The organism is Dehalococcoidia bacterium (genome assembly GCA_022451965.1).
Lineage (GTDB): Bacteria > Chloroflexota > Dehalococcoidia > Lucifugimonadales > Lucifugimonadaceae > TMED-70.
Genome location: JAKUNJ010000001.1, coordinates 18,517 through 43,989 on the forward strand (window position 1 = coordinate 18,517; position 25,473 = coordinate 43,989).

Consider the following 25,473-nt stretch of genomic DNA (forward strand, 5'->3'; position numbering starts at 1 on the left):
AAAAAAATGACAACTAAATCATCCTCAGATTTTAATTCAATAAGGATCTCACTTGCATCACCTGATCAAATTAAGGCCTGGTCTTATGGAGAAGTTACAAAGCCAGAAACCATTAATTATAGAACCCTAAGACCAGAAAAAGATGGTTTGTTTTGTGAAAAAATCTTTGGTCCAACGAAAGACTGGGAATGTTACTGTGGTAAATATAAAAAAATACGTTATAAAGGCGTGATTTGTGACAGATGTGGAGTTGAAGTAACAAGAGCAAAGGTTAGAAGAGAAAGAATGGGTCACATAAAACTAGCTGCACCTGTTGCTCATATTTGGTTTTCAAAAAGCACTCCTTCAAGACTAGGCTTGTTATTAGATGTTTCTCCCAAAAATCTAGAAAGAGTCCTTTATTTTGCACAATATATAGTTACAGAAATTAATGACAATGAAAAATTAGACGCAATAAATTTTTTCAAGCAAGATTCAGAACAGAAGATAGGTGAAATAAAGTCAAGGCTTGCAAATATATTAGAATCGAAAGAATATCTGGAGGAATTAGAAAGACTTGAAATTAAAGTAAAAAAATCTGATGCGAAAAAACCTGAAAAACTAGAAGAACTTATAAAAAATACTTATGAAGAAATTATTAATGATGAAGAAACAAAAACTGAAGAAACCATTCAAGACCTTGAGTCTCTTGAGGTAATGCAACTTCTTACTGAAGCTAAATATAGAGAGTATAGAGATAAATTTGGTCCAGTTTTTGTTGCTGAAATGGGAGCTGAAGCTATACTAAAAATTCTCAAAGAATTTGATCTTGATAAAGCTACAGCTGAATTAATCGAAGAAATAAGACAGACCTCTGGTCAGAGAAGAAAAAAAGCAATCAAAAGACTAAGAGTGATTGAAAGCTTCAAGCAAAGTGGTAACAAGCCAGAGTGGATGATACTAACAATATTGCCGGTTCTTCCTCCCGAGCTTCATCCTATGGTTCAGCTTGATGGAGGTAGATTCGCTACTTCAGATTTAAATGATCTTTACCGAAGAGTTATAAACAGAAATAATAGATTAAAGCATCTTTTAGACCTTCAAGCTCCTGAAATAATAATTAGAAATGAAAAAAGAATGCTACAAGAAGCTGTTGATGCCTTGGTAGATAATGGAAGAAGAGGCAGGCCAATTCTTGGTTCTCACAACCATAAACTAAAATCTCTTACAGATTTGTTAAGAGGTAAACAAGGAAGATTTAGGCAAAATCTACTTGGAAAAAGAGTAGATTATTCGGGAAGATCCGTAATTATATCTGGACCACAATTAAAATTAGACGAATGCGGTCTTCCAAAGAAAATGGCCCTAGAGTTATTTAAACCTTTTGTTATGAACTCCCTAGTTGTCAAAGGTTATGCTCATAATATTAAATCAGCTAAAAGACTCGCAGAAAAATCCCAGCCTGAAATTTGGGATATTTTAGAAGAAGTTATAAAAGATCATCCTGTTTTACTTAACAGAGCGCCAACACTTCATAGGTTAGGAATTCAAGCCTTTCAACCAGTTTTAGTTGAAGGATCTGCAATACAATTACATCCTTTAGTTTGCACAGCTTTTAATGCTGATTTTGATGGCGACCAAATGGCGGTACATGTTCCTCTTTCAAGAGAATCTGTTCTGGAAGCAAAAAAAATAATGCTATCAACAAATAATATGCTTGCCCCTAGGTCTGGAGAGCCAATCGTAGCTCCAAACTTAGATATGGTCTTGGGTATATACTATCTAACGGGAGTTGATAATCAATCAGATGATAATAAAAAAATGAGTTTCAACTCCAAAGAGTCTGCAATTTTTGCATATGAAACTGAAACTCTTGGACTCAGAGATACAATTGTTGTAAAAATTAATGATGAGTTTATTGAAACAACGATTGGTAGGATACTTTGGAATAATATCATTCCTGAAGAATTAGGTTTTAGAAACATTCAGTTCACCAAATCAACTATAGAGGATTTAGTATCTGAGTGCTATGGAATCTTGGGAAAAGATGTTACTACATTAGTTCTTGATGATATTAAGGACATTGGTTTTAAGTTCGCAACGCAATCAGGCACAACTATAGCTATAAAAGATATTGTTACACCTCCTCAAAAGCAATCTTTACTTTCTTCTGCAGATCAGAAGATTCGAAGGTTAGATGAACAATACATGGAGGGTATGATAACTGAGACTGAGAGATATCAAAGTTCAATTAGTGTTTGGGAAGATGTATCGAAAAAAATGGAAACTGCAGTTTCTGACTCACTCCCCAATTATGCAGGAATCTATTCCATGGCAGATTCTGGTGCTAAAGGTAACTTAGCCCAAATAAAACAAATGGCAGGTATGAGAGGCCTTATGTCAGATCCCAAAGGTAGAATTATTGAACTTCCAATCAGGTCTTCATTTGCTGAAGGACTTAGTGTTATGGAATATTTTATTTCTACACATGGAGCAAGAAAAGGTTTGGCAGATACTGCGCTTAGAACTGCTGATTCAGGTTACCTTACAAGAAGACTTGCTGATGTTGCTCAAGATCTCATTATTAACAAAGAAGAAGACGAAGGAGCTGTTGGTATAAAAATAACAAAAGATACAGACGGAATGGGAAGTACTTTATCTGACAGAATAGTTAGTAGGTTCCCATCAATACCTGTAACTCATCCAGAAACCGGAGAGGTTATCTGTGACACAGATACAATAATTAGTCCCCAAATAGCTAAAGATATTGAAACAGCCGGAATCGAAGAAGTTTGGTGCTACTCTCCATTATCATCTAATGCTAAAAAAGGAATTTCTCAAAAAAGCTATGGAGCATCATTAGCAACTGGAAAAACGGCAATGATGGGCGAAGCAGTTGGTATTATTGCCGCTCAATCTATTGGGGAGCCGGGTACACAGCTAACAATGAGAACATTCCATACTGGTGGTATTGCTGGATCTGACATTACTTCTGGTCTTCCAAGAGTAATAGAACTATTTGAAGCCAGAATACCTAAAGGTGTTTCAATCCTGTCAGAAATATCTGGAATAGTAAAACTTGGAAATGTTGGAGATTTGAGGGTAGTTAGAGTTGCAAATACAGAAAAAAATTCTATAACTACTCAAATACCAGATACTCACAGGGCTATAGTTAAGTCAGGGCAAAGAATAGGTGTAGGAGAATCTATAACTTCCATAAAAAAATCTTTGGTATCAAAACTAAAGAATGATGAAAATTTCGAGCAGCTATCACAAGATATTGTTGCTCCCTATGAAGGGCTTGTAACAGTAACTAAAGGTGAAATAACTATTACTTGGGAAGATGAGAATGAAAGAGAATATGCAATACCTGCAGCATCAGAGCTATTGGTATCTGATGGACAAAAAATTATAGCGGGTGACCCAATAACCTCTGGTCCCAAAAATCCTCATGAAATATTAAGAATCCAAGGAGTGGAAGAAGTACAAGCTTATCTTGTCTCTGAAGTTCAAACAGTTTATAGATCTCAGGGAGTTCATATTCATGATAAACATATTGAAGTTATTCTTAGGCAGATGCTAAGAAAAATTAGAATTGAAAACGCTGGTGATACTGGTTTACTTCCTGGAGAATTAATAGATAAGTTTGACTTTGATGAGTTAAATGCAAAAATGTTAGAAGAAAATAAGGAGCCTGCTGAAGCGATACCTGTATTACTTGGAGTAACCAGAGCTTCTCTAGTTACAGATTCATTTTTAGCTGCAGCTAGTTTCCAAGAAACTGCGAGGGTACTAACTGAAGCTGCTGTAAATGGTTCAGTTGATCAACTGTCTGGATTAAAAGAAAATGTTATTATTGGAAGGCTAATACCTGCTAGAATGGATCAATCTCCCGAAGGTTTAGAGCTTTTAGGAATTGACAAAGATAATTCAATGCTGGAAGGTGATAGCCTTACTGGAATGACTGAAGCTCCAGCTACATTTGAAGAGGCATTAGCTGCTATAGCTAACGATGATTCTGAGGAATCTATAGAAAATTTAGTTTCAGAAACAACAGATAATGTTTCATCGGATAATAAAAATCAGACAGATTTATCTGAAGAACTAGATCTTGGTGAAATTGACCTTGGTGAAGTTGACCTTGATGAAGTTGACCTTGATGAAGATATAGATGAAAACCTAGATAAGAAATAGCCTATTGGGCGGTTAGCTCAGCTGGCTAGAGCGCGTCGTTGACATCGACGAGGTCACAGGTTCAAGTCCTGTATCGCCCACCAGTATCCAGTAAAATATTTATTTATAAATTTATGATTAAAGATTATGACATCTAACACATTAGAAATTTTTCAATCAGATAATATTACTATCTTAAATAAATTAGAATCAAATTCTATAGATCTTATATACATAGATCCCCCATTCAATACCGGCAAAGTACAATCAAGAACTAGGATAAAAACAAAAAGATCCTTAAATGGAGATAGGATTGGATTTAAAGGCTATTCATACAAAACTGAAATTCTAGGTGAACAAAATTATAAAGATATTTTTGATGACTATATAGGTTTTTTAGAAAAAAGAATTTTAGAATCGAAGCGTATATTAAAAAGAGAAGGTAGTTTTTTTTTACATTTAGACTATAGAGAAATTCATTATGCAAAAATTCTATGCGATAAAATTTTTGGAAGAGAATCGTTTGTAAATGAAATTATCTGGTCTTACGATTATGGAGCAAGAAGTAAAAAAAAATGGTCAACAAAGCATGATAATATTCTTTGGTATGCAATGAATCCTAAAAAATATACATTTAATTATGATTCTATTGACAGAATACCATATATGGCACCAGGTTTAGTGGGACCAGAAAAAGCAGCAAAAGGTAAGCCACCTACTGATTCTTGGTGGCAAACAATAGTTAGTCCAAATAGTAGAGAAAAAACAGGCTACCCTACACAAAAACCCATTGCAATTATGAATAGAATAATAAAAGTCCACTCTAATGAAAATGATAAGATTTTGGATTTTTTTGCTGGATCAGGCTCTACAGGTGAGGCGGCTATAGAAAATAATAGAAATGCGATTCTTATTGATAATAACCCTCAAGCAATTTCAACTATGAAAAATAGATTTAAGAATCATAAAAATGTAATATTTTATGAAAATTTATGATTTATTTATTCTTTTATTTGAAAATATTTTTTAATTCATCCATAATTTTTATATGAAAGACATTTCTTCCCCTTGTATCAAACATTGCACTTATGATTATAGTAATAGTTTTTGTACTGGGTGCCTAAGATCTAAAGAAGAAATTTCTAAATGGATCTATCTTAGTGAAGAATCAAGATTAGAAATAATGAAATTAATCCCAACAAGAAGAAATAGGCTTGATAATTTATGATTTGGATAAAAAAAATCAAGAATTTCTTTAGAGATAAATCGAGAGATAATTTATGTAAACATTTAAGAACTATAGGCGTAGATGTATCTTTTGCTGAAAGAGGTATCCCAGAAGAAAAACTTTTTAATCCATGGCATAGAAGAAGTTTAGGTGTAATTAATATTAATTCAGATTATCTAATAAGTTACATAAATATTATAAAAAGAGACAGAGGTAAAAATACTCCTCCAAGATGGTGGTATTATTTTGCAATTCCATCAAAAACATCTAAAGATAAAAAAAATTATATTGAAGTGAAATCCAAAAAAAATAAATCCTTTTTTGGTATTGGTAAAGAAAAAAGTTTTGAGTGGCTATCAAATAATAATGGAGAATATCTAGCAAAAAAGTTTACTAATGATTCGGAGATTAATTCTCTTGTAAGTTTAGGAAATATAAGAGTACAAAGTTTGCATGAAAAATTTTCTGGCTACAGCATTGAGCTTGAATTTATTGGAAAAGCCATAAAAAATAGTACACTAGATATTAATCATTGGAATGCATTAAATAAAATAGCAAGACTATTTATTGAAAATAGAATTGATTAGATAATAAATAAATAACAAAAATAAAATTAAATAATGGAGTCTATATTGAATTCAAAGACAGGAAATATTATTAATTCTGTATCACTTATTCTTATGGGGATATGGGGATTTATTGAAGTTTCCTCACCTACTGCATTTATACCCTCTATATTTGGAATCCTCATATTTATTTGCTACCTTCTATCCAGAAAAAATCATAAACTAAACATAATTTTTTCTCATATAGCTATAATCTTGACTGTATTGATTTTAGTTGCGCTTGCTGGAACAAGACTTACTACATCAATTGAAGAAGGAGGTTGGGGTTTATTAAGATTAATTGTGATGCTTGGAACATGCTCATTTTCAATTGTTGTATTTATATATAGTTTTATTCAAGCAAGAAAAAACAAATAGTAGTGATGTATAAAGCTTATATTCTCGCTATTTTATATGGATTTTTAGTAGGTGGCTTTTTTGGATTATGGCTAGGACTTGGAGTTTTTATAGGTGTAATTATTGGTATACTAACTGCTGCATTAACGATTTACTCAGAAAAAATTAGAAAGAAAAATAAAGAATAATAAATATTCAGATATAATTTAAGAGAATACATTATCTTATTTATATTTTCTAATAAAATATAAAATAAACAAAATCAGAATATTAATTATGATAAAAAAAGAAGTTTCCAACTCAGTATTAAGTATATTTCTTTCTTATATTGGAGCTATTATAATTGGAGCTATTATGGGAATAGCTCTATGTAAATTAGTTTGAGAAATAATTTTTATTTAGGTACTTGAGATCTAGAATAATACTATATTTTATAATGTCAGTTTTTGTATTTGCTTTTTTCATTGAGCGAATCATTTTCTAATAAGTTGTTAAGTTAACTAAAAATTCATAAATTCATAACTTTGGTCTCTAAGAACTTTTTGATACTTTTTGATAAAGTTCTTAGAGACCTCATTTTATTTTGGGGTTTTGTTTACCCTAAAGATAAATATAGATATCCAGCGTAAATGGAATAATAATTAGTTATAAATAGAGGCAAAAAATGAAAAATAAAAAAATAGTTGGAGCAATGGTAGCAGTTGCAACTCCTTTTAATGATGATTTTTCTGTAGATTATAGTTCTTTTGAAAAGAATATAAAATTTATGATAAGAAGAGGTTTGAGTGAAGGTAATGCTACTTTATTGATTGGTGGAGCCGGAGGTGAGCACCCTGCTTTGAATGTAGATGAAAGGATAAAACTAATGGAAGTAGCAGTTAATTCTGCTGAAAATAAAATTCCTGTTCTTACATCAATTCAGCATACTGATTGGAGAGAAATAAATAAAATGGCTAGGTCTGCTGAAGAATTAGGTATTTTTGGATGCCAGCTTGGTCCTACTTATTACTATATGCCCACTAGAAATGATGTGCTAGACCTATTTAACAGCGTTTCCGACCACTCTAGAGTCAACCTAATGATTTATCATACTTGGTGGGATGGATTTGTTATGGATTTTGAATTATTAGATAAGTTAATAGAAATACCTAATGTTAATTCAATCAAATGGAGTCATGGTGCTATTGATAAATTTAGAGAAGGACTAACTAGATACTCGAAAGATGTATCTATGATTGATAATTCTGGTAATCATGTTTTAAGTCATATCTATGGAGCATCAGGCTTCATTACTCACCTAAGTAGTTTTTGGCCCGAATACCCAAATTCAATTTGGGAAGCCCTAGAATCAAATAATTATGAAAAAGCTAGAGATTTACTGCTGGGATTTAAGTTTGAATGGATTAATTGGGTAAGAAAGGTAGTCCAGCAAACTGGTGGTGAAGGGCCTTTTATTAAGGTTGCAATGGAACTAGTTGGACTTAAAGCTGGGCCACCAAGACCTCCATCTAGAATACCATCACAAGAACTAATAAATGAGTTAGATAAAATATTATCAAAATATAAGGTTCCAAGAGAAAATTAATATAGTTAATGGATAATATGACAACAGAAAATATTGAAGAATATAGGCATAAACTTAGACATTCAGCTGCTCATTTATTAGCAGAAGCTGTATTAAAAAGACACCCAGAAGCTAAATTGGCCATAGGACCTCCAATAAATGATGGTTTCTTTTATGACTTTGATATAGATAAAACTTTTTCTCCTCAAGATTTAGCAACCATAGAAAGAGATATGAAAAGATCTATAAAAAGGAATACTAAATTTGAGAGAAGAGAAATATCTAAAAATGAAGCGTTAGATATATATAAAAATAATCCCTATAAATTAGAGATCATTAATTCTATGCCTGAGGATGAAGTTATAACTGAATACAGTCATTCTGACGGGAAATTTATAGATTTATGCGAAGGGGGACACGCAGATAAAACTGGAGATATCAAGGCTATAAAACTTTTATCTACTGCTGGTGCATACTGGAGAGGTGATGAGAAAAACAAAATGCTTCAGAGAATTTATGGAACAGCCTGGGAATCAGAGGAGCTACAAAAAGATTATCTAGATAAAAGACAAAAAGCCTTAGAAAGTGATCATAGAAAATTAGGAGTTTCTCTTGATTTATTTTTTCTTGATCCGATAAGTCCCGCAAATCCATTTTTTTTGCCTAATGGAGCATTTGTTTACAATAAATTGATAGAATTTGTAAGAAATCTCTATGAGAAATATGATTATAAAGAAGTTATAACCCCTCAATTATTTTCAACAGATCTTTGGAAACAATCTGGTCATTATGATTTCTATTTAGATAATATGTATATGATGGAGATTGATGATAATGAAGTAGGGATAAAGCCTATGAATTGTCCTGCTCATGCTGTGATTTATAGATCTACATTAAGATCCTATAGAGATCTACCTCTCAGGTTGGCAGATTTTGGTAGATTACACCGATACGAAAGATCAGGAGTAACACATGGATTAACAAGAGTAAGGTCATTTTCACAAGATGATGCTCATATATTTTGTTCTAGGGAAGATGCAGGAAATGAAATCAAAAAATTTCTTGAGATGCTAAGAGAATCATACACAGCTTTTGGATTTGAAGAACCCCGCCTTACTCTTTCACTAAGGCCAGAAAAGAGAGCTGGGGATGATGAAATTTGGGATTTGGCTGAACAGCAATTAAGAGAAGTACTTAGTGAATTTGATGAAAATTTCGAAGAGATTGAGGGAGAAGGAGCCTTTTATGGGCCGAAAATAGATATTTTTATTCCAGACGTTATGGGAAGAGAATGGCAACTAGGAACAGCTCAAATGGATTTCTCATTACCAGAAAGATTTAATTTAGAATTTATAAATAGTAAAGGTGAAAAAGAAAGGCCCGTTGTAATACATAGGGCTATGCTTGGATCAATAGAAAGATTTATTGGTATATTACTTGAACATACCAGTGGAGATCTTCCATTTTGGCTAGCGCCTAATCAAGTAAATATAATCCCTATATCCGAAAAGCATTTAAGTTATGCAAATAAGTTATGTAACGAATTATTAGAAAGAAAATTTAGAGTTTTGGTTGATGATTCTAACGAAAGATTAGGTCAAAAGATAAGAAATAGTGAACTTAAAAAAATTCCTGTGATGATTATAGTTGGAGATAAGGAAATAGAAACAAAATCAGGATCAGTCAGAACAAGGAAATATGGAGATTTAGGAAGTTTAGATAAAAATAAGCTTATAGAAAAGCTCTTAACTTTTTAAAAATTCACTTGTGATAAGTATTTAACTTTGATAACTTCAAAATAAATTATAAAATTATTTTAATTTCAAAATTAAAGGATTATTATGGCTGACAGTGACATATCTCTAAATAGAGGTCTTCAAGGGATATATCTCGATAGAACTAATACGACTTTCATTGATGGAAAAGAAGGTGTCTTGGAGTACAGCGGCTATAATATTCATGACTTAGCTGAAAATTCTACATTTGAAGAAACTTCTTATCTTCTAATGTATGGTAATCTTCCAAACACAACTCAATTGGAAGAATTTGACAAATCTTTAAAATCATACAGGAAATTGCCTCAAAAAACTTACGATATTATTGATATTGTAAAAGATTCTCACCCCATGGATGTATTAAGAACTGCAATATCTTCTTTATCTTCATTTGATGAAGATAGGGATGATTTTTCTGAAGAAGCAACAATCAGAAAAGGAATAAAATTAACCTCTCAGGTACCTATTATAGTCATGGCTCATAATAGAATGAGAAAAGGCTTAGATCCTATTGAATCTTCGGATAATTTATCACATGCCGCCAATTTTCTTTATATGCTTCAAGGTGAAGAGCCAAGTGAGGATACTGCAAGATTGATGGATATAGATTTTGTTGTTCATGCAGACCATGGATGTAATGCATCTGCATTTACCACTAGAGTTGTCACAGGAACAAAAGCAGATTTTTATGGTTCTATCACTGCTGGAATTGCGGCTCTATCTGGGCCTTCCCATGGAGGAGCAGCTGAGGGTGTTATGGAATTAGTAAAAGATGTTGGAACCGCTGATAATGCAGAAAATCATGTTAAAAATCTCTTAGCTAGCAGAGAAAGAGTAATGGGGTTTGGCCATAGAGTTTATAAAGCAGCAGATCCCAGAGCAAAACATTTGAAAGAGGGAGTAAAGAATCTTAGTGAAGAAAAAGGCGAAACTGAATGGTACGATATATTATTAGCTGTTCAAGAAGCAATGACTCCGTATGCTAGAAGAGGAATTCATGCAAATGTAGATTTTTTTGCGGGTGCAGTTTATTATCTTTTGGGTATTCCTAAGGATCTTTTTATACCAATATTTGCAGTTGGTAGAATTCCTGGATGGACAATACAAATTCTGGAACAAATGCGCCATAACATACTTATTCGGCCTTTACTTCAATATACTGGTGAAAGATCAAAAGAGTACATACACATTGATAAAAGGGATTAGTTAGTTATAACTGATAATTTTGTTATAGAAAAAGTCATTAATCATGGCCGAATTTCTTCTAAAGATTTTATAGATTTATGCCTTTACGGAGAAGAAGGTTACTATACTTATCAAAGAAAAAGTAGGAATGTTTACTTTAAAGACTATGCTACCTCTCCTTTGACGCATCCTCTTTTTGGATATTTACTATCTAACCTGATTTCAAATCTAATTGATACTTTCGATAATAAAGAAATAATTAAGATTTCAGAATTTGGTGCAGGTAACGGAACTTTAGCATATGACATAAAAAAATCTCTTGCGTCATTTGGATATAAGAATTTTTCATATGAAGCTTTTGATCGCTCAATCACAGATTCTGTGGAAAAAGTTGATAGATTCGACCCCAAAAAAATAAAAAAAGCTAATCGAATAATAATTTCTAATGAGCTATTTGATGCATTGCCTCATCATATTTTTGAAATAAAAAACAAAAAAATCTTTGAAAAATATGTTGAGTTCAAGAATAATAAACTCATAGAAATATTAGATGAACCTTCTAGTAATTGCAGTTGCATTATTAATAGAATAAATAGATTAAGCAAACCAATAGATAATTGTGTGGGAGAAGTATTTTGTTCAAAAAATTCTATATTTCAATCATTTAAGTCCTTGTGTGAACGAGCTTATATAATATCCATAGATTATGGTTTGAATGAAAAAGATTTGTTTTATAACGGGAAAAAAAAATCTAATGTGAGTGTTATTCACAATCATAGTTTTTATGATAATTATTTTTATAAGCCAGGATACTCAGATATAACCTTTCAGGTAGATATTAATGAGTTACTAAATAACTTCGAAAATATTAATTTTAAAATTAATTATCTTGGGAATCAAAGGGAGTTTTTATTTAACTTAGGTATCGGAGAAATATTAGGGAAACTAAGTTCTTTATCAACTGCTAATGAAGAAATAAACTACAACAGATATGCAATAAATCAATTAATCAAACCAAATGGAATGGGTAATTATTTTGTTACTATTCATTCTAATTTTAATTCTAATTTTAATTTCTTAGATATAAAATATAACAATAAGTTTCTTGAAAAAATCCCATTGATTGAAGAATATCCACAAAGATTTGAATTGCCAGGTGTATATAAAAAAAATACTATTATAAAAGAAGACTGGATATAAATGCTAAAAACAATTTTTCATGACAAGCACGAATTAAGTAATGCAAAAATGGTCGATTTTGAAGGCTGGAATATGCCCATTAGTTATCCATCAGGAATAATTAAAGAAGCAGGCTTCGTTAGAAAAAACTCAGGTTTTTTTGATGTATCTCATATGGGAAGGATAGAAATTTTAGGAGAAGATCGAAATGACTTTATTGAAAAAATATTTCCTATTGATTTAGATTCTCTAGAATTAGGTTCAGCTAAATATACATTATTAATTAATGAAAATAATGAAATTCTAGATGATCTAATTATTTATAATCTTATTGACCGATTTCTAATAGTTATAAATGCTTCAAATACAAATAAAGATTTAGAATGGATCTACTCTAAAATTAAAGGAGATGTCAGAATAAATAACATTACATTAGAATCTGGAATGTTAGCTATTCAGGGTCCCGAGGTAATAAAAAAAATAAGTTCAATTAGTAATTCAATAAAAAACTTAGGTAGATATAAATTTAAGAATATTTCTATTAATGAAAAGAATATATTTGTGGCTAGAACTGGTTACACGGGAGAAGATGGCTTTGAAATAATATTTGATAATTCATCTTCTGACTTTGTATGGGATCTTATGAACAAATTAGATATCCCTCCATGCGGACTTGGTGCAAGAGATTTATTGAGAATAGAAGCAGGATTACATTTATATGGACATGAAATCCAAGAAGATTATAACCCCATTGATATAGGCCTAGAAAGATTACTTGAAACTAAAAATAAAAGCTATGTTAGCTACGAATATATAAATAGTACAGAAATAAAAAATGGAGAAAAGTCCATTGCAGGTTTTTTTGTATTAGATAGAGGCATACCAAGAGAAGGTAATGAAATATTTTATGAAGAAAATATAATTGGAAATATTACCTCTGGAACATATTCACCTACATTAAATAGTTCAATTGCAATAGGAATGATAAATCAGGACTTCAATATTATTAGCAATAAGGTTAGAATTAAAGTAAGAGATAAATTTTTAGAAGCAGAGATTACAAAACTTCCTTTTTACAGGAGAAAGAAAAAATGAGTGAAATTCCTAAATCATTGAAATATTCCAAAGACCATGAATGGATAATTTTAGAAGGTAATATAGCAACAATTGGAATAACTCAACATGCTGCAGAATCCTTAGGTGATATTGTTTATGTTGATATAAATAGTATTGATAAAGAGCTAAAACAATTCGATAAGTTTGGAGAAATTGAATCTGTAAAAGCAGTCTCTGATTTATATGTCCCCATTTCTGGCAAAGTAATTGAAACAAATGCTGAATTAGAATCCAACCCTGAATTTGTTAATGATGATTGCTACGATAAAGGTTGGATTATAAAAGTCCAAATAGAGGATTCAAATGAGTTAAAGAATCTTTTGGATTCAACAGAATACGAAAAAATAATATAATGACTAGCTCACCCTATATACCCTCAACAGATAAAGATAGAGATGAAATGATTAATGCTATTGGTGTTAAGAATTTTGATGAACTTTTATCGGATATTCCAAAAAATTTCCTATTCCCAAAATTAAGACTAAAAAGCAAACTGTCAGAACCAGAGCTAGTCGAATATTTCACAAAAATAGCAAATAATAATGTTGCTTCCAAAATAAAATCGAGCTTTCTAGGAGGAGGATCCTACAATCACTATATTCCTTCTACAGTTAAATCTATGATTCAAAGAGGAGAATTCCTAACAGCTTATACTCCATATCAACCTGAAGCTTCACAAGGTACCTTACAAGTTGGTTTTGAATTTCAAACTATGGTTGCACAACTATTTGATATGGATGTATGTAACGCCGGAATGTATGATGGCCCAACTGCATTAGCAGAAGCCGCTCTAATGGCTTGCAGAATTAAGAGAAATAATAAAATAGCTGTACATGAAAGCGTTTCAAATAAGCATTTAGAAGTATTGAATTCTTATTCTAAATGGCAAAATATTGAAATAATCAACCTAGAGGAAAAAAATATTTCAAAACAAGAAAATTTAGCATGCCTTCTTGTTCAATCTCCTAGTAAATATGGAGAAATAATCGATGTTCAAAGTCTATCTAATTTGATTCATGAAAAAGAAGGGCTATTGATACAGCACACTTACCCTACTTCTTTAGGACTAATAAAACCACCTGGTGAACTTGATGTAGACATTGCAACTGCAGAAGGTCAATCTCTTGGGGTTTCTTTGTCTTGTGGAGGACCTTACATAGGTCTCTTGACATGTAAGAAAGAATTTATAAGGCAATTGCCTGGAAGAATAATAGGACAAACTTTAGATAAAAATGGAAAAATTTCTTATGCTCTTACTCTTCAAACAAGAGAACAACATATAAGAAGAGAAAATGCAACATCAAACATTTGTACAAGCACTCAACTTATTGGATTAATGGTTGCTGTGTACCTTTCTACTATGGGGCCAGATGGAATAAAACATATTGCAGAAACTTGTTATCATAGAGCCCACTATATGGCGAATAAAATTGATCAAATTGAAGGATTTAAAGTGACTTCAACAAACTTTTTTAATGAATTTGTTATTGAATCAAAATTTTCTATAAAAAAAATAAATGCTTTGCTACTAAAAAATGGTATTGAAGGAGGCATAGATATTTCAAATAGAAATAAAAATCTGATGATGGTTGCCGTTACAGAATTAAACACTCCTTCTCATATTGACGAAGTAATTAATGAATTAGGAGCTTTCATTGAAAAATAAAAATTTACCGTTATTGATGAATCAATCAAAAAAAGGTAGGAAGGCAATATCTCTGCCAGATATAGGAGTTGAAAAATCCTCATTACCAAAGACTAACTTTTTGAGAAAAAACATTACTCTTCCTGAAGTAGGACAATTAGATCTTATAAGATACTTTACTAATTTATCCTCGATGAATTTTTCAATAGATACAAATTTTTATCCCTTGGGATCCTGCACGATGAAGTATAATCCTAAGATCAATGAACAGCTATCTTCCATCCAAGGTTTTTCAAATGCACATCCTAATCAAATAGATGAAAACATCCAAGGCTGTCTAGAAATAATGTATGATCTTCAAAACGAGCTTGGAGAAATAACTGGACTTCCTGGTGTATCTTTGGCCCCATTAGCAGGAGCTCAAGGAGAATATGCAGGCTTACTCATAGCAAGAGAATTTCACAAGCATAATGGAGATCATGAGAAAAACATAGCACTAATTCCAGATTCTGCGCATGGTACTAATCCTGCATCAGCGTCCATGGCTGGGTTAGAGGCTGTTACCATCAAAACAACTCTTGAAGGAGATATAGACTTATCTGATCTAAAAACTAAAGTTAATGATAAAACTGCTGTTTTAATGCTTACTCTTCCTTCAACACTAGGACTCTTTGAACCAAATATAATTGAAATAACAGAAATCATTCATGATAATGGAGGTTTAGTTTATGCTGATGGAGCAAACCTTAATGCCCTATTAGGTATAACCAAATTTGGAGAATTAGGGATCGATATATGTCACTCAAATCTACATAAAACATTTTCTACGCCTCATGGAGGTGGTGGCCCAGGAGCTGGACCAGTAATGGTTACAAAAAAACTTGAATCGTTTTTACCTTATCCTCATGTGAAAAATAATAATAATAACTTTGAAACATATTCACCAAAAAACTCTATTGGAAGATTGAACGGTTTCTTAGGGTCATTTGGAATTATTTTGAGAGCTTATTCTTATATAAGAAGCTTAGGATCAGAAGGTTTAAAAGAAATTTCTGAAAATGCAATAATTAATGCAAATTATATTCAAGAAAAGCTCAAAGGGCACTATGAATTGACTTCATCAAGGTCTTGTATGCACGAAACAGTATTGTCGGCTATTAAACAAAAAGAAAATGGTGTCAAGGCATTAGATATTGCTAAGAAATTGTTAGATGAAGGCTTTCATGCACCAACTATGTATTTCCCACTAATAGTTGAAGAGGCTCTTATGATAGAACCTACAGAAAGTGAATCTAAAGAAACTATTGATCAATTTATAAATTGTATGATTGAGATTAGTGAACTTTCTAAAATTCATCCTGAAGAAATAATTAATGCTCCTATAAATTTACCAGTTGAAAGGTTAGATGAAGCTCTAGCAGCAAGAAATCCTATATTATCTTGGAAGCAATAGAGTGGAAAAATATTGGATAAAAATAAAAAAACTAAATTTTTATTCTATTAAGGTTAGAGCAAATACAGAATGGAAGTTTATGGAGTTTATCAGTGATGATGGAATCTCTGGAATTTCAGAAATAACTGATACTCAACTTAATTCACCTGTTTCAAAATTAGTCGCAGATTTTTCAAACAGACTAAGAGATGAGAAATTAACAAGTGAAGAAGATTTACTAAGATATCTCATAAAAGAAAATAAAAGCTCTAGTACAGACATCATAACAGCTACAGCTTTAAGTGGAATAAGATCTGCTTTTTTAGACATGTTTTCAAAAAGGATGGATCTAAGGCTATTAGAGTATTTGTCTATAAATAGCGAATTAAATAATAATTTTTCTGAAGAAGTAAAACTGTACGCAAATATAAATAGATCTCTTTTACCAAATGACACAGGACCTGTTGATAGATCCCCTGAAAGCTTCTCAAAAAGGGCAGTTGAAATTCAAGATAAAGGATTTGATACCATTAAGTGTGCTCCTTTCGATGAATGTATCTATCCGTTTAATAATGAAGGATTGCCAAATGAATCAATTATTGGATTAGATAGAATTTCAGAAATATCAAATTCTATTTCCAAAGATACTAAATTATTTGTTGATTGCCATTCCAGATTTGATTTGGAATCAAGCTATCATATTCATGATGAGCTAAAAGATAGGAATGTTAGTTGGTTTGAAGAGCCAATGGATCCTGAAAAGTTTCCTGAAGAAACAAAAAAAATCAGAAATTATTCAAAAATTGATTTGGCAGGAGCTGAAATGGCTTACGGTTCTGATTTAATGAGCAAGCTAATTAATGAAGAGGTTTTGGATATAGTAATGCCTGATGTTAAGTTTTGCGGAGGGCCAATTGAGGTTATAAAGTTGTTTTCATCTATACCCAATCCTAGGCAAGCTATATCGATGCATTGTCCATCTGGTCCAATTTCGCTTCTCACATCTGCACATATAACTTCAGTTATAAATTCAAATATACCGCTGGAACATGCTGTAGAAGAAGTTGTTTGGAGAAAAGATCTAATTTACCCTAATGAAAAAATAATAAATGGTCATATTCAAATTCCTAAAGAAAAAGGAATAGGTGCAATACTGAATTTAGAAATGATAATTAAGAATGGTAAAGTTTGGGAAGAATAAAAATATTTATATATTAAGCTTTTTCTTTCTTATTCTAGACGAAATAAACAGGTAAATAATTCCACCAAAAAAAATAAATTGTATTATCAAAAACGCATATGAAAAATCACTATTACCAATAGTTCTATTTCTCTCAAAAATTTCTATTTGCTCAGAGATAATTGTTTTTTTCTGTCCATCATTTATTTCAAAATCTAATAACCAAAAACCTTTTTTTTCTAATCTTAAGATTGACTGATAATTACCTTCCATAATTGAAGTAGATAAAGCTGGAGAAAATTGTTTCTTCTCGTCAAATAGCGGTGTTGCAAAAACATCAATTTTTAAGTCTTTAACTGGATTTTTTGTTCCTTTTTCTAAAACTTCTATAGAAAAAATCTGTTGACCAACAACTGGCCTAATAGGAGATAGAAATATATTAACTGTATAATCATCTATGTTTTGTGTAAGAAAGTCTCCATACTGTGAATATCCTTCTCCTTGAGCTAAGATTTTTGATGGCAAAAGAGAATATAGGGAGACCAAAGAAATAAATATAGCTAAAAACAAATTAAGTTCTATCTTCATAATTAAATGATACATTATGAAGATAAAATATTGTAAAAGTTATCTCCTAATTCTTCCAGAAATATCTCCATTTGAAACGGCTTGAATTTCTTCAATAGTAGCAAGATTATAATCACCGTGAAAAGTATGAGCTAAAGCGGAAGCAGCAACAGCAAAATTCAATGTTTCTTGATTAGATAAATCATTCATAATACCATATATTAATCCTGCAGAAAAAGCATCTCCAGCTCCAACTCTGTCAACTATTTGTATTTCATATTTTTTAGATCTGACAATATTACCTTTTGAGTAAAAAATACCTGCCCAGTCATTATGATCTGCAGAAAAACTTTCTCTTAATGAAAGACCTACATGCTTGAAATCATATTTTCTAGCCATACTCTCTATCATCTCCTCATAAGAAGTTTGATTTTCATCTTTTGTTTTTTCTCCTAACATTATTTCTGGGTCTTTTTTACCTCCAATTAATATATCTACTTTATCCATAAGAGGAATCATTGTCTTTTGAGCTTCTTCAGGGGTCCATAAGTTAGAGCGATAATTTAGATCACAAGATATCATTATTTTTCTCTTAGTAGCTTCATTTATTGCAACTTCAGTTAATTTTTTAGCACTATTTGATAAAGAAGGAGTAATTCCAGAAAAATGAAACAGCTTACAATCATTAAATATTTCTTCCCAATTAAAAAAGTCTGGCTTTATACTGGAGAAAGAAGAATCTTTTCTGTCATAGACTATATTTGAAGCTCTCATTGAAGCTCCATTTTCTAAATAATATACAGCTAATCTTTCGCCAGATTTTATTATATAGTCGGTATTAACTCCAAATTGCCTTACATGATTTATACATGCATGACCGATAGGATTATCAGGTACAGAAGTAATAAAAAAAGTATTTTCATTAAAATGAGCAAGAGAAACAGCTACATTACATTCAGATCCAGCATAAGTGATTTCAAAGTTTTTCGATTGCGAAAATCTTTCCTTGTTGATCGTAGTTAGCCTGAGTAAAATTTCTCCAAATGTAACTATTTTATTCATTTCTTTAAAAAAACCCTTTTTATTTCTGTATTTATTCAAATATACAATTATGATTTGAAAAATAAAATACATATTCTTTCATAAAAAAAATTTGTCAATAAATTTAGAAAAACGAATAAGCCCAGATAAGAAGGGAATAACTTTAGCATTTATATTGTCAATACTTTGGTCAGGTAACCCTATATCTATAAAAGTTGGACTAGAAGATGCACCTCCCTTAAGGCTTGGATGGATGAGATTTGTACTTGGAGGAATAGTAGCAATATTATGGTCTTTATATAACAAGGAGACTGTAAAGTTCAAAAAAAGTGATGTTATCCCATTGATTGGAACAGGATTATTATTTTCAGTACAGTTAGGATTTATGAATATTGGTCAAAATTATACCTCAGGGGGTCATGGTGTAATTATGATTACAACCTTTCCATTGTGGGCATCGATTTTTTCTCATTTATTTATTCCAAACGATAAATTAACTAGATTTAAGATTTTTGGAATGATTATTGCTTATATAGGGGTAATAATTCTTTTTTGGGAGTCAATTTCAAACTCAAGTAATAATTATCTAATTGGAGATCTTCTAATGTTAACTTCGGCAATGTTACTTGGGGCAAGACAAATTTATATTTCACAAATATCACAAGGCTTAAATCAGGCAGAAATTAAGATTTTATATACCCAAGCCTTCGTTGGAACCTTTACTTTTTTTATTTTTTCTCAACTATTTGAAAATTCAAATTTCTCGATTTCATATAACCTTGTAATTGCCCTACTCTATCAAGGAGTTATTATTGCAGGTTTCGGATTTATAGGACAAACATGGCTTATGAAAAAATATTTGCCTTCAAGAATATTGATTATTAATATTTCTCAACCTGTTTTCGGTGTTATATTAGCTTGGGTCGTTTTAGGTGAAATTCCTGGATTTGAACTTGTTTTTGCAACTATCTTTGTTTTATCAGGTTCTTATTTAGCTTTTAAAAATAGACAGTAATGTAGAAATATTATGATCAGATTATCTAAAATATAAATATGAAAGAGATTTCTAAAAAAATTAAGCTTGCATCTAATCCAAGATTTTCAGGCCCTAAAGTACAAAATAAAATCTTATGCATTCCAGAACATTGTGGTTATTTTTATGCTTGTTTTATAAGCACCAAACGTCCAAACAAAGTTGAAGAGAGAAAATGCTTACGATTTCAATCAGAAAAAAGAAAACCAAAATTAAAATTATCTATTTATTCGCAAAAAATATTAAGTAGTTATTAAAGATTTTTCCCTATGATTTTTTTTGATATCAAGTCTTCTATATATGAATCCTCATAGCCAATTGAACTAAGAACTTCTTTTGTATTTTCACCTAATAAAGGAGCACTAGATAATTTTGCATTACCTGTGGATACATTAAATATCGGACCACTCGATCTAACTTTTCCTCCTGTTTTATGATCAAGCTCAATAACATATTTATTTTTTATAGCTTGCTTATTATCAAGTAACTCTTCTGTGAATTGCATGGGCTCACAAGGTATATCATGGGACCTTAAAAACTTAATCCATTCATCTGTATTTTTTTTAAGAAATTTTGACTCCATTTTAGATTCAAATTCTTTTCCAATTTTTAGCAGCTCTTCTTCTGAAAACTTTTTTGAAAGATCGAATCTAACGTCTTCTAGATCAAATAAACTACTTATTCTTTTTCTAGCATGCATAGCCAAACACCCAAGAGCTAAAGCACCATTTTTAGTTTTATAAGCTCTATAATATTGGGCTATTTGAGGCGCTCCAGCTTGGGAAATATAGTCTTCTTGTATATCTTCAAAAGGTGTTTCATTTTTTATCATGTTATCTTTTTTATTTTCTAGCCATTTCTGTGCAGGGCTTAAATCGTTTTCTATTTCAGCAACTTGCATGGCTTGCATCGATAATGCTTGAGCTAGCAAGCTTGTTTGTAATAAGACTCCTTGACCAGTTAATCTAGCTTGATGAACACCAGAAACAACTCCTAGTGCCATTGCATAACCTGTAGAATAATCAATGTATGAAGATGATTTTACTGCACTTGGTGCTCCATGATAAATTTTGTTTTCCGTCGACATAATTCCTGTGTATGCTTGCATAATTAGATCAAAACCTGGTTCTGCTGCCTTATCACCTAAAGAGCCGTATGCTGTTGATTCTACATACACTAATTTTGGATTTATTTTAGATAGAGATCTATAATCATACTTTAACTTTTCTGAGGTATCTTTTCTGTTATTAGATATAACAGCATCCGCTTCGGAAACTAAACGGTGGCAAACTTCCTGCCCTTCTTCTGACTTTAAATCTATGCATACACTCTTTTTCCCTCTATTCAGTGCAATAAATAGCCTGCTTTCTCCAGGTGGTACAGAAGGGGAAGCATGTCTCCAAGGCTCTCCCATAGGTGGTTCAATCTTAATTACATTTGCCCCTAAATCAGAAAGAAGTTGACCTGCTGTGGGCCCAGCAACAAAATTTCCAAACTCTAAAACAGTTATATCTGATAGCGGACCATTAGATTTCATTTTCATATTTCCTATAAATAATTTTATAGAATTATACTAAAAATTTATAATGATTCCATTTTTTTTGATACTGTTTCTAGATCTTTATCGCCTCGACCAGAGAGTAAAAAAAGAATTGTCTGTTCTTTAGGTATTTCTTTTGACCAATTTGTCAAAAATCCTAGAGCGTGAGCTGGCTCTAAAGCAGGAATTATTCCTTCCTCTACTGACAATAACTTAAAGCCTTTCAAAGCTTCAGTATCAGTAGCAGAGTAATATTGTGCTCTTTCAATATCTTTAAGGTTTGAATGCTCAGGGCCAACACCTGGATAATCAAGACCTGCTGAAATTGAGTGCGCCTCCTGAATTTGTCCAAATTTATCTTGCAATACATAGCTTAGGGATCCATGTAATATTCCAGGAGTTCCTTTAGTTAAGGTTGCAGCATGTTTTTGGGTGTCTATACCTTCTCCACTCGCCTCTATCCCTATGAGTGATACATCTAAATCATCTATAAAAGCGGAGAAAATTCCAATTGCATTAGAACCTCCCCCAACACAAGCTAAAACATAATTAGGAAGGCTTCCTGTTTTTTCTATAATTTGTTTTCTAGATTCAATGCCTATAATAGACTGAAATTCTCTAACAATATATGGGTATGGATGAGGCCCTACTGCACTTCCAATAATATAATATGTACTTTCCACATTAGTGACCCAATCTCTAATCGCTTCATTTACAGCATCTTTTAATGTTTTAGAACCAGAGGTAACAGGTACAACTTTTGCTCCAAGCATTTCCATTCTATAAATATTAGGAGCTTGTCTTTTAATATCTTCTTCACCCATATATACAATACATTCAAGGTTTAGCATCGAACAGGCTGTGGCTGTGGCAACTCCGTGTTGACCAGCACCTGTTTCTGCAATTATTCTTTTTTTCCCGATTCTTTTTGCAAGCAAGGCTTGGCCAATTGCATTATTAATTTTATGAGCACCTGTATGAGCTAAATCTTCTCTTTTAATCCAAATTTTTTGGTTTAGCTTTTCTGATAAGTTTTTTGCGTAATATAATGGAGTAGGCCTACCAATAAAGTCATTTTGTAAGTCGGTTAGTTCCTCCCAAAAAGAATTGTCTTTAGAATATTTTTCATAAGCTTCTTCAATTTCTTTGAGTGAAGACATTAGTGTTTCTGGCACAAACTTACCACCAAATTTACCAAATCTTCCATTGATGGACGGTTTATTTATATTTTTTGAAGTCATAATTTTAATTCTTTATACTTTCAGGATATCAAACTAATAAATTAATTTTTATAGATTTATTTTTGATAAATCGAAATTTCCAAAATAAGGTAGTGCATCTATTGGATTCTTTCCATCAAATTGAATTTTATTAATAATTATTTTTGTAGTTTTAGTATCTACTAGAATACTACTCTTCAATTTACTAATTTTTCCACTAAACTCAGATAAATAATCAGTTACTTTCATATCCAAAATCTTAAATCTTTTATTGTTATGAAAAGAATATACTTGAGGCCAACTATAGAAAGCTCTAAATTTAGCCTCTATTTTTTCAGCGCTATCTTGCCAATCTATATGGCCCTCATGTTTTTTTATAATTTTGGTATATGATGCTTGTTTATCTTCTTGTTTTTTTATGTTTTGGTTCTTTACCAAATTTTCTATAGCCGAATTAATGCCTTTTGATGATTCGTAAAGAAGAATATTTAATAAATCTTCATATTTTTCATTTTTATTCAATTTTATAGGTTGGCTTCTATATAATATATCGCCTGTATCAATGCCTTTATCCATTTTTATGATTGAATATCCTGATTCCTTATCAAGATTTAGTATAGAGCTTTGAATAGGTGATGGTCCTCTATATTTAGGTAACAAAGATGGATGAATATTTATGGATCCAAATTTAGGAATATTAATGATTTTTTCAGGTAATATAGAGCCATATGCACATACAAGAAAAATATCAGGATTAAGTTTTCTTAATTCACTTGAAAAACTTTCATCAATTTTGGTTGGATCAAAATAAGGAATATTTTTCTGATTTGAAAATCTTTTCAATTCAGATTCTTTGAATTTTCTTCTTTTTGTTTTTTTTGGAACTTTTTTTGACACTATTCCTATAATTCTGTGATTTGTAATAACAGAATCTAAAATAGGCTTAATTGATGGAGGCGTTCCAAAAAAAACAATGTTCATAAATCATTAATAATTATATTTAACTCTTATTATTATAATGGCGCTAATGTCTCAATAATTAATATCTCAAATTGAGAATTACTATTTTTATTCAAATTCTTTTGTTTTTGCTAAAAACTCATCAATTATATGAATTTAAAAGGCTTTTATTTAAAATAATTAATGAATATTATTTCTTTTATGCGGACTTTAATCTTCATTTCTTGATTTAGGTTTTATATAAATTTTTTTTCAAAAAATACTTCGTCGCAGATGGTCGCTACTTACAAAAATTTATTTGTATTTAATTTGTTCTTAAGGGGTTTATGCTGGATAATATATTGGCGAATAAAGTATGGTCTGCCTCATTAGGATACCTTGAGATGGTAGTCCCTGAAACTACGTATAAAACTTGGTTAGAAAATACAGAGGGAGTTTCTATCTCTGGAGACTTATTAGTGGTTTCTACTCAAAGTATATTTGCTATTGAAATGCTATCTCAGAGATTAAATAAAACTATTAAGGATGCAATTTATCAAACAAGTAATAAAAATTATCAAATCCAATACACCTTGAGTGGAGATGAGAAAAATAACAGATCTAAGACAACTCAAGGTGCAATTGAGGGAAGTTGGATAAACCCTAGATTTGATTTTAAGTCTTTCATAACCGGAAGCTCCAACTATTTAGCTTATGCTGCTGCTAAAAAAATATGTGAATTACCAGGAGAGATCTACAATCCTTTATACTTATATAGTGAATGGGGTCTTGGTAAAACTCACTTGATACAATCTATTGCTAAAACCTTAAAGACAAAAGGACTCAAGGTGTTATCAGTTTCAGGAGAAACTTTTGTTAATGAATTCGTAAAATCAATTAAAAACAAATCTCCACAAAAAATGAATAAGTATAGAGAGGCAGATGTTTTCATTCTTGATGATATAGACTTCTTTGTAGGGAAAAAACAAACCATTGAATTATTTATTCACATAATAAATCAACTATCAATATCAGGGAAACAAATAGTTGTCACCTCATATAACCATCCAAGCAAACTAGATGTATCAAAGAGACTAACCTCCATATTGAAATCAGGCCTTATAGTAAAAATACAAACACCTGACAAAGAAACCTCTAAAAAATACATTACTAAATCTTTCAAAAAGAACGGTGTGAATATTTCTGAAGAATTAATTGATTTTATAGGTAGTAAAAAATATGATTCTTTCTCTGAAATTGAAGGAATTATTAAGTCACTTGTAGCGCATTCTGATTTATTAAATACAGAAATTACCGAAAGTATGGTTAGAAGCATTCTTCATGACTATAAGCTTGAAAATATTAAAGATATTAATATTTCTAAAGAGAAAATATTTGGTCTTATAAAATATATGTTTGGGATAACTGAGAGAGAAATAATTGGAAGAAAAACTGATAAAAAAACAAGCTTTGCAAGGCAAGTGGCAGCATATTTATTGATTGAAAAGTCAAATTTTTCTATGGCTCAGGCAGGAAAAGTCTTAGGTAATCGTAATCACTCGACCATTATATATTCTGTAAACAAAATTAAGAAAATTATGTTGAAAGATGTTGAACTTAAGCAAGAAATAGAGAAATCTTTAATTCAAAATTAATTTCTAAAAGTTTTTCCAACTCTTTCAACAAATTTATAAACAGTTTTGAACAAATAATTT

General features: G+C 31.1%; 23 protein-coding genes and 1 tRNA gene. 19 read left to right on the forward strand and 5 right to left on the reverse strand.

Features of this window, described 5'->3' with window-relative positions; all coding sequences use genetic code 11:
* The first annotated feature begins 6 nt into the window (after positions 1-6).
* The 16 genes from rpoC to MK083_00175 all read left to right on the forward strand — a co-directional run bounded on the left by rpoC (position 7) and on the right by MK083_00175 (position 17,439).
* The gene (rpoC, locus tag MK083_00100; GenBank protein ID MCH2672860.1) at positions 7-4,173 is read left to right on the forward strand and encodes a DNA-directed RNA polymerase subunit beta'; all 4,167 of its coding nucleotides are present in this window, start codon (positions 7-9) and stop codon (positions 4,171-4,173) included.
* Positions 4,174-4,179: 6 nt separating this feature from the next.
* Positions 4,180-4,256: transfer RNA gene (locus MK083_00105), tRNA-Val, on the forward strand.
* 43 nt (positions 4,257-4,299) lie between these two features.
* Positions 4,300-5,148 (forward strand): site-specific DNA-methyltransferase, encoded by an 849-nt coding sequence (locus MK083_00110; GenBank protein ID MCH2672861.1) that lies wholly within the window; start codon positions 4,300-4,302, stop codon positions 5,146-5,148.
* 52 nt (positions 5,149-5,200) lie between these two features.
* Entirely contained in the window at positions 5,201-5,380 is a 180-nt protein-coding gene (locus tag MK083_00115; protein MCH2672862.1) for a DUF1289 domain-containing protein, read from the forward strand.
* Positions 5,377-5,967 (forward strand): hypothetical protein, encoded by a 591-nt coding sequence (locus tag MK083_00120; GenBank protein MCH2672863.1) that lies wholly within the window; start codon positions 5,377-5,379, stop codon positions 5,965-5,967. The genes MK083_00115 and MK083_00120 overlap by 4 nt, the downstream gene beginning before the upstream one ends.
* Positions 5,968-6,012: 45 nt before the next feature.
* Complete coding sequence (locus MK083_00125) at positions 6,013-6,363, forward strand: hypothetical protein (GenBank protein ID MCH2672864.1); 351 nt, start codon at positions 6,013-6,015, stop codon at positions 6,361-6,363.
* A gap of 5 nt (positions 6,364-6,368) precedes the next feature.
* Positions 6,369-6,530 carry a hypothetical protein gene (locus tag MK083_00130; GenBank protein ID MCH2672865.1) on the forward strand — a complete coding sequence of 54 codons (162 nt, stop codon included), beginning with the start codon at positions 6,369-6,371 and terminating at the stop codon, positions 6,528-6,530.
* A 476-nt stretch (positions 6,531-7,006) separates the two neighbouring features.
* Positions 7,007-7,927: a dihydrodipicolinate synthase family protein gene (locus MK083_00135; GenBank protein MCH2672866.1), complete on the forward strand. Its 921-nt coding sequence runs from the start codon at positions 7,007-7,009 to the stop codon at positions 7,925-7,927.
* An 8-nt stretch (positions 7,928-7,935) separates the two neighbouring features.
* Positions 7,936-9,663, forward strand: a complete 1,728-nt coding sequence (gene thrS / locus MK083_00140) for a threonine--tRNA ligase (GenBank protein ID MCH2672867.1) — start codon at positions 7,936-7,938, stop codon at positions 9,661-9,663.
* 84 nt (positions 9,664-9,747) lie between these two features.
* Positions 9,748-10,887, forward strand: a complete 1,140-nt coding sequence (locus MK083_00145; GenBank protein ID MCH2672868.1) for a citrate (Si)-synthase — start codon at positions 9,748-9,750, stop codon at positions 10,885-10,887.
* Positions 10,888-11,046: 159 nt separating this feature from the next.
* Entirely contained in the window at positions 11,047-12,066 is a 1,020-nt protein-coding gene (locus MK083_00150) for an SAM-dependent methyltransferase (protein MCH2672869.1), read from the forward strand.
* Positions 12,067-13,140, forward strand: a complete 1,074-nt coding sequence (gene gcvT / locus MK083_00155) for a glycine cleavage system aminomethyltransferase GcvT (protein ID MCH2672870.1) — start codon at positions 12,067-12,069, stop codon at positions 13,138-13,140.
* Positions 13,137-13,514 carry a glycine cleavage system protein GcvH gene (gene gcvH, locus MK083_00160; protein ID MCH2672871.1) on the forward strand — a complete coding sequence of 126 codons (378 nt, stop codon included), beginning with the start codon at positions 13,137-13,139 and terminating at the stop codon, positions 13,512-13,514. The genes gcvT and gcvH overlap by 4 nt, the downstream gene beginning before the upstream one ends.
* Positions 13,514-14,827 carry an aminomethyl-transferring glycine dehydrogenase subunit GcvPA gene (gene gcvPA, locus MK083_00165; GenBank protein ID MCH2672872.1) on the forward strand — a complete coding sequence of 438 codons (1,314 nt, stop codon included), beginning with the start codon at positions 13,514-13,516 and terminating at the stop codon, positions 14,825-14,827. Before gcvH ends, gcvPA begins: the two co-directional genes overlap by 1 nt.
* Positions 14,817-16,259: an aminomethyl-transferring glycine dehydrogenase subunit GcvPB gene (gcvPB, locus tag MK083_00170; GenBank protein ID MCH2672873.1), complete on the forward strand. Its 1,443-nt coding sequence runs from the start codon at positions 14,817-14,819 to the stop codon at positions 16,257-16,259. The genes gcvPA and gcvPB overlap by 11 nt, the downstream gene beginning before the upstream one ends.
* A gap of 1 nt (position 16,260) precedes the next feature.
* On the forward strand, positions 16,261-17,439 hold the full coding sequence (locus tag MK083_00175; protein MCH2672874.1) for a hypothetical protein: 1,179 nt from the start codon (positions 16,261-16,263) through the stop codon (positions 17,437-17,439).
* A 6-nt stretch (positions 17,440-17,445) separates the two neighbouring features.
* Here the strand turns inward: MK083_00175 and MK083_00180 are convergent, their stop codons facing one another.
* Together MK083_00180 and MK083_00185 are read right to left on the reverse strand one after the other, a co-directional pair.
* On the reverse strand, positions 17,446-18,006 hold the full coding sequence (locus tag MK083_00180) for a hypothetical protein (protein MCH2672875.1): 561 nt from the start codon (positions 18,004-18,006) through the stop codon (positions 17,446-17,448).
* Between the two features lie 39 nt (positions 18,007-18,045).
* The gene (locus tag MK083_00185) at positions 18,046-19,047 is read right to left on the reverse strand and encodes a sugar kinase (protein MCH2672876.1); all 1,002 of its coding nucleotides are present in this window, start codon (positions 19,045-19,047) and stop codon (positions 18,046-18,048) included.
* Positions 19,048-19,138: 91 nt separating this feature from the next.
* On the opposite strand from MK083_00185, the gene MK083_00190 reads away from it, so the two are divergent.
* On the forward strand, positions 19,139-20,041 hold the full coding sequence (locus MK083_00190) for a DMT family transporter (protein ID MCH2672877.1): 903 nt from the start codon (positions 19,139-19,141) through the stop codon (positions 20,039-20,041).
* 38 nt (positions 20,042-20,079) lie between these two features.
* Complete coding sequence (locus MK083_00195) at positions 20,080-20,316, forward strand: hypothetical protein (GenBank protein MCH2672878.1); 237 nt, start codon at positions 20,080-20,082, stop codon at positions 20,314-20,316.
* On the opposite strand, the gene MK083_00200 is transcribed toward MK083_00195, so the two are convergent.
* From MK083_00200 to fmt, 3 genes are read right to left on the reverse strand one after another with little or no spacing between them, the layout of a single operon-like run.
* Positions 20,313-21,602, reverse strand: coding sequence for a CoA transferase (locus MK083_00200; protein MCH2672879.1), 1,290 nt, complete (start codon positions 21,600-21,602; stop codon positions 20,313-20,315). The two genes, MK083_00195 and MK083_00200, sit on opposite strands and share 4 nt — an antisense overlap.
* A gap of 38 nt (positions 21,603-21,640) precedes the next feature.
* The gene (trpB, locus tag MK083_00205; GenBank protein ID MCH2672880.1) at positions 21,641-22,840 is read right to left on the reverse strand and encodes a tryptophan synthase subunit beta; all 1,200 of its coding nucleotides are present in this window, start codon (positions 22,838-22,840) and stop codon (positions 21,641-21,643) included.
* A 48-nt stretch (positions 22,841-22,888) separates the two neighbouring features.
* Complete coding sequence (gene fmt / locus MK083_00210) at positions 22,889-23,800, reverse strand: methionyl-tRNA formyltransferase (GenBank protein MCH2672881.1); 912 nt, start codon at positions 23,798-23,800, stop codon at positions 22,889-22,891.
* Positions 23,801-24,120: 320 nt separating this feature from the next.
* On the opposite strand from fmt, the gene MK083_00215 reads away from it, so the two are divergent.
* A complete protein-coding gene (locus tag MK083_00215; protein ID MCH2672882.1) occupies positions 24,121-25,413 on the forward strand; it encodes a chromosomal replication initiator protein DnaA in 1,293 nt (430 codons plus the stop codon).
* The last annotated feature ends 60 nt before the right edge of the window (positions 25,414-25,473 follow it).

Bases quoted from the DNA above. Each gene is read 5' to 3' on its own strand.
- MK083_00110 (MCH2672861.1), top strand. From the start codon at position 4,300: ATGACATCTAACACATTAGAAATTTTTCAATCAGATAATATTACTATC.
- MK083_00180 (MCH2672875.1), bottom strand. From the start codon at position 18,006: ATGAAGATAGAACTTAATTTGTTTTTAGCTATATTTATTTCTTTGGTC.
- MK083_00185 (MCH2672876.1), bottom strand. From the start codon at position 19,047: ATGAATAAAATAGTTACATTTGGAGAAATTTTACTCAGGCTAACTACG.
- MK083_00145 (MCH2672868.1), top strand. From the start codon at position 9,748: ATGGCTGACAGTGACATATCTCTAAATAGAGGTCTTCAAGGGATATAT.
- fmt (MCH2672881.1), bottom strand. From the start codon at position 23,800: ATGAACATTGTTTTTTTTGGAACGCCTCCATCAATTAAGCCTATTTTA.
- gcvPA (MCH2672872.1), top strand. From the start codon at position 13,514: ATGACTAGCTCACCCTATATACCCTCAACAGATAAAGATAGAGATGAA.
- MK083_00115 (MCH2672862.1), top strand. From the start codon at position 5,201: ATGAAAGACATTTCTTCCCCTTGTATCAAACATTGCACTTATGATTAT.
- MK083_00130 (MCH2672865.1), top strand. From the start codon at position 6,369: ATGTATAAAGCTTATATTCTCGCTATTTTATATGGATTTTTAGTAGGT.
- MK083_00200 (MCH2672879.1), bottom strand. From the start codon at position 21,602: ATGAAAATGAAATCTAATGGTCCGCTATCAGATATAACTGTTTTAGAG.
- MK083_00120 (MCH2672863.1), top strand. From the start codon at position 5,377: ATGATTTGGATAAAAAAAATCAAGAATTTCTTTAGAGATAAATCGAGA.
- thrS (MCH2672867.1), top strand. From the start codon at position 7,936: ATGGATAATATGACAACAGAAAATATTGAAGAATATAGGCATAAACTT.
- rpoC (MCH2672860.1), top strand. From the start codon at position 7: ATGACAACTAAATCATCCTCAGATTTTAATTCAATAAGGATCTCACTT.
- trpB (MCH2672880.1), bottom strand. From the start codon at position 22,840: ATGACTTCAAAAAATATAAATAAACCGTCCATCAATGGAAGATTTGGT.
- MK083_00195 (MCH2672878.1), top strand. From the start codon at position 20,080: ATGAAAGAGATTTCTAAAAAAATTAAGCTTGCATCTAATCCAAGATTT.
- gcvH (MCH2672871.1), top strand. From the start codon at position 13,137: ATGAGTGAAATTCCTAAATCATTGAAATATTCCAAAGACCATGAATGG.
- MK083_00135 (MCH2672866.1), top strand. From the start codon at position 7,007: ATGAAAAATAAAAAAATAGTTGGAGCAATGGTAGCAGTTGCAACTCCT.
- gcvT (MCH2672870.1), top strand. From the start codon at position 12,067: ATGCTAAAAACAATTTTTCATGACAAGCACGAATTAAGTAATGCAAAA.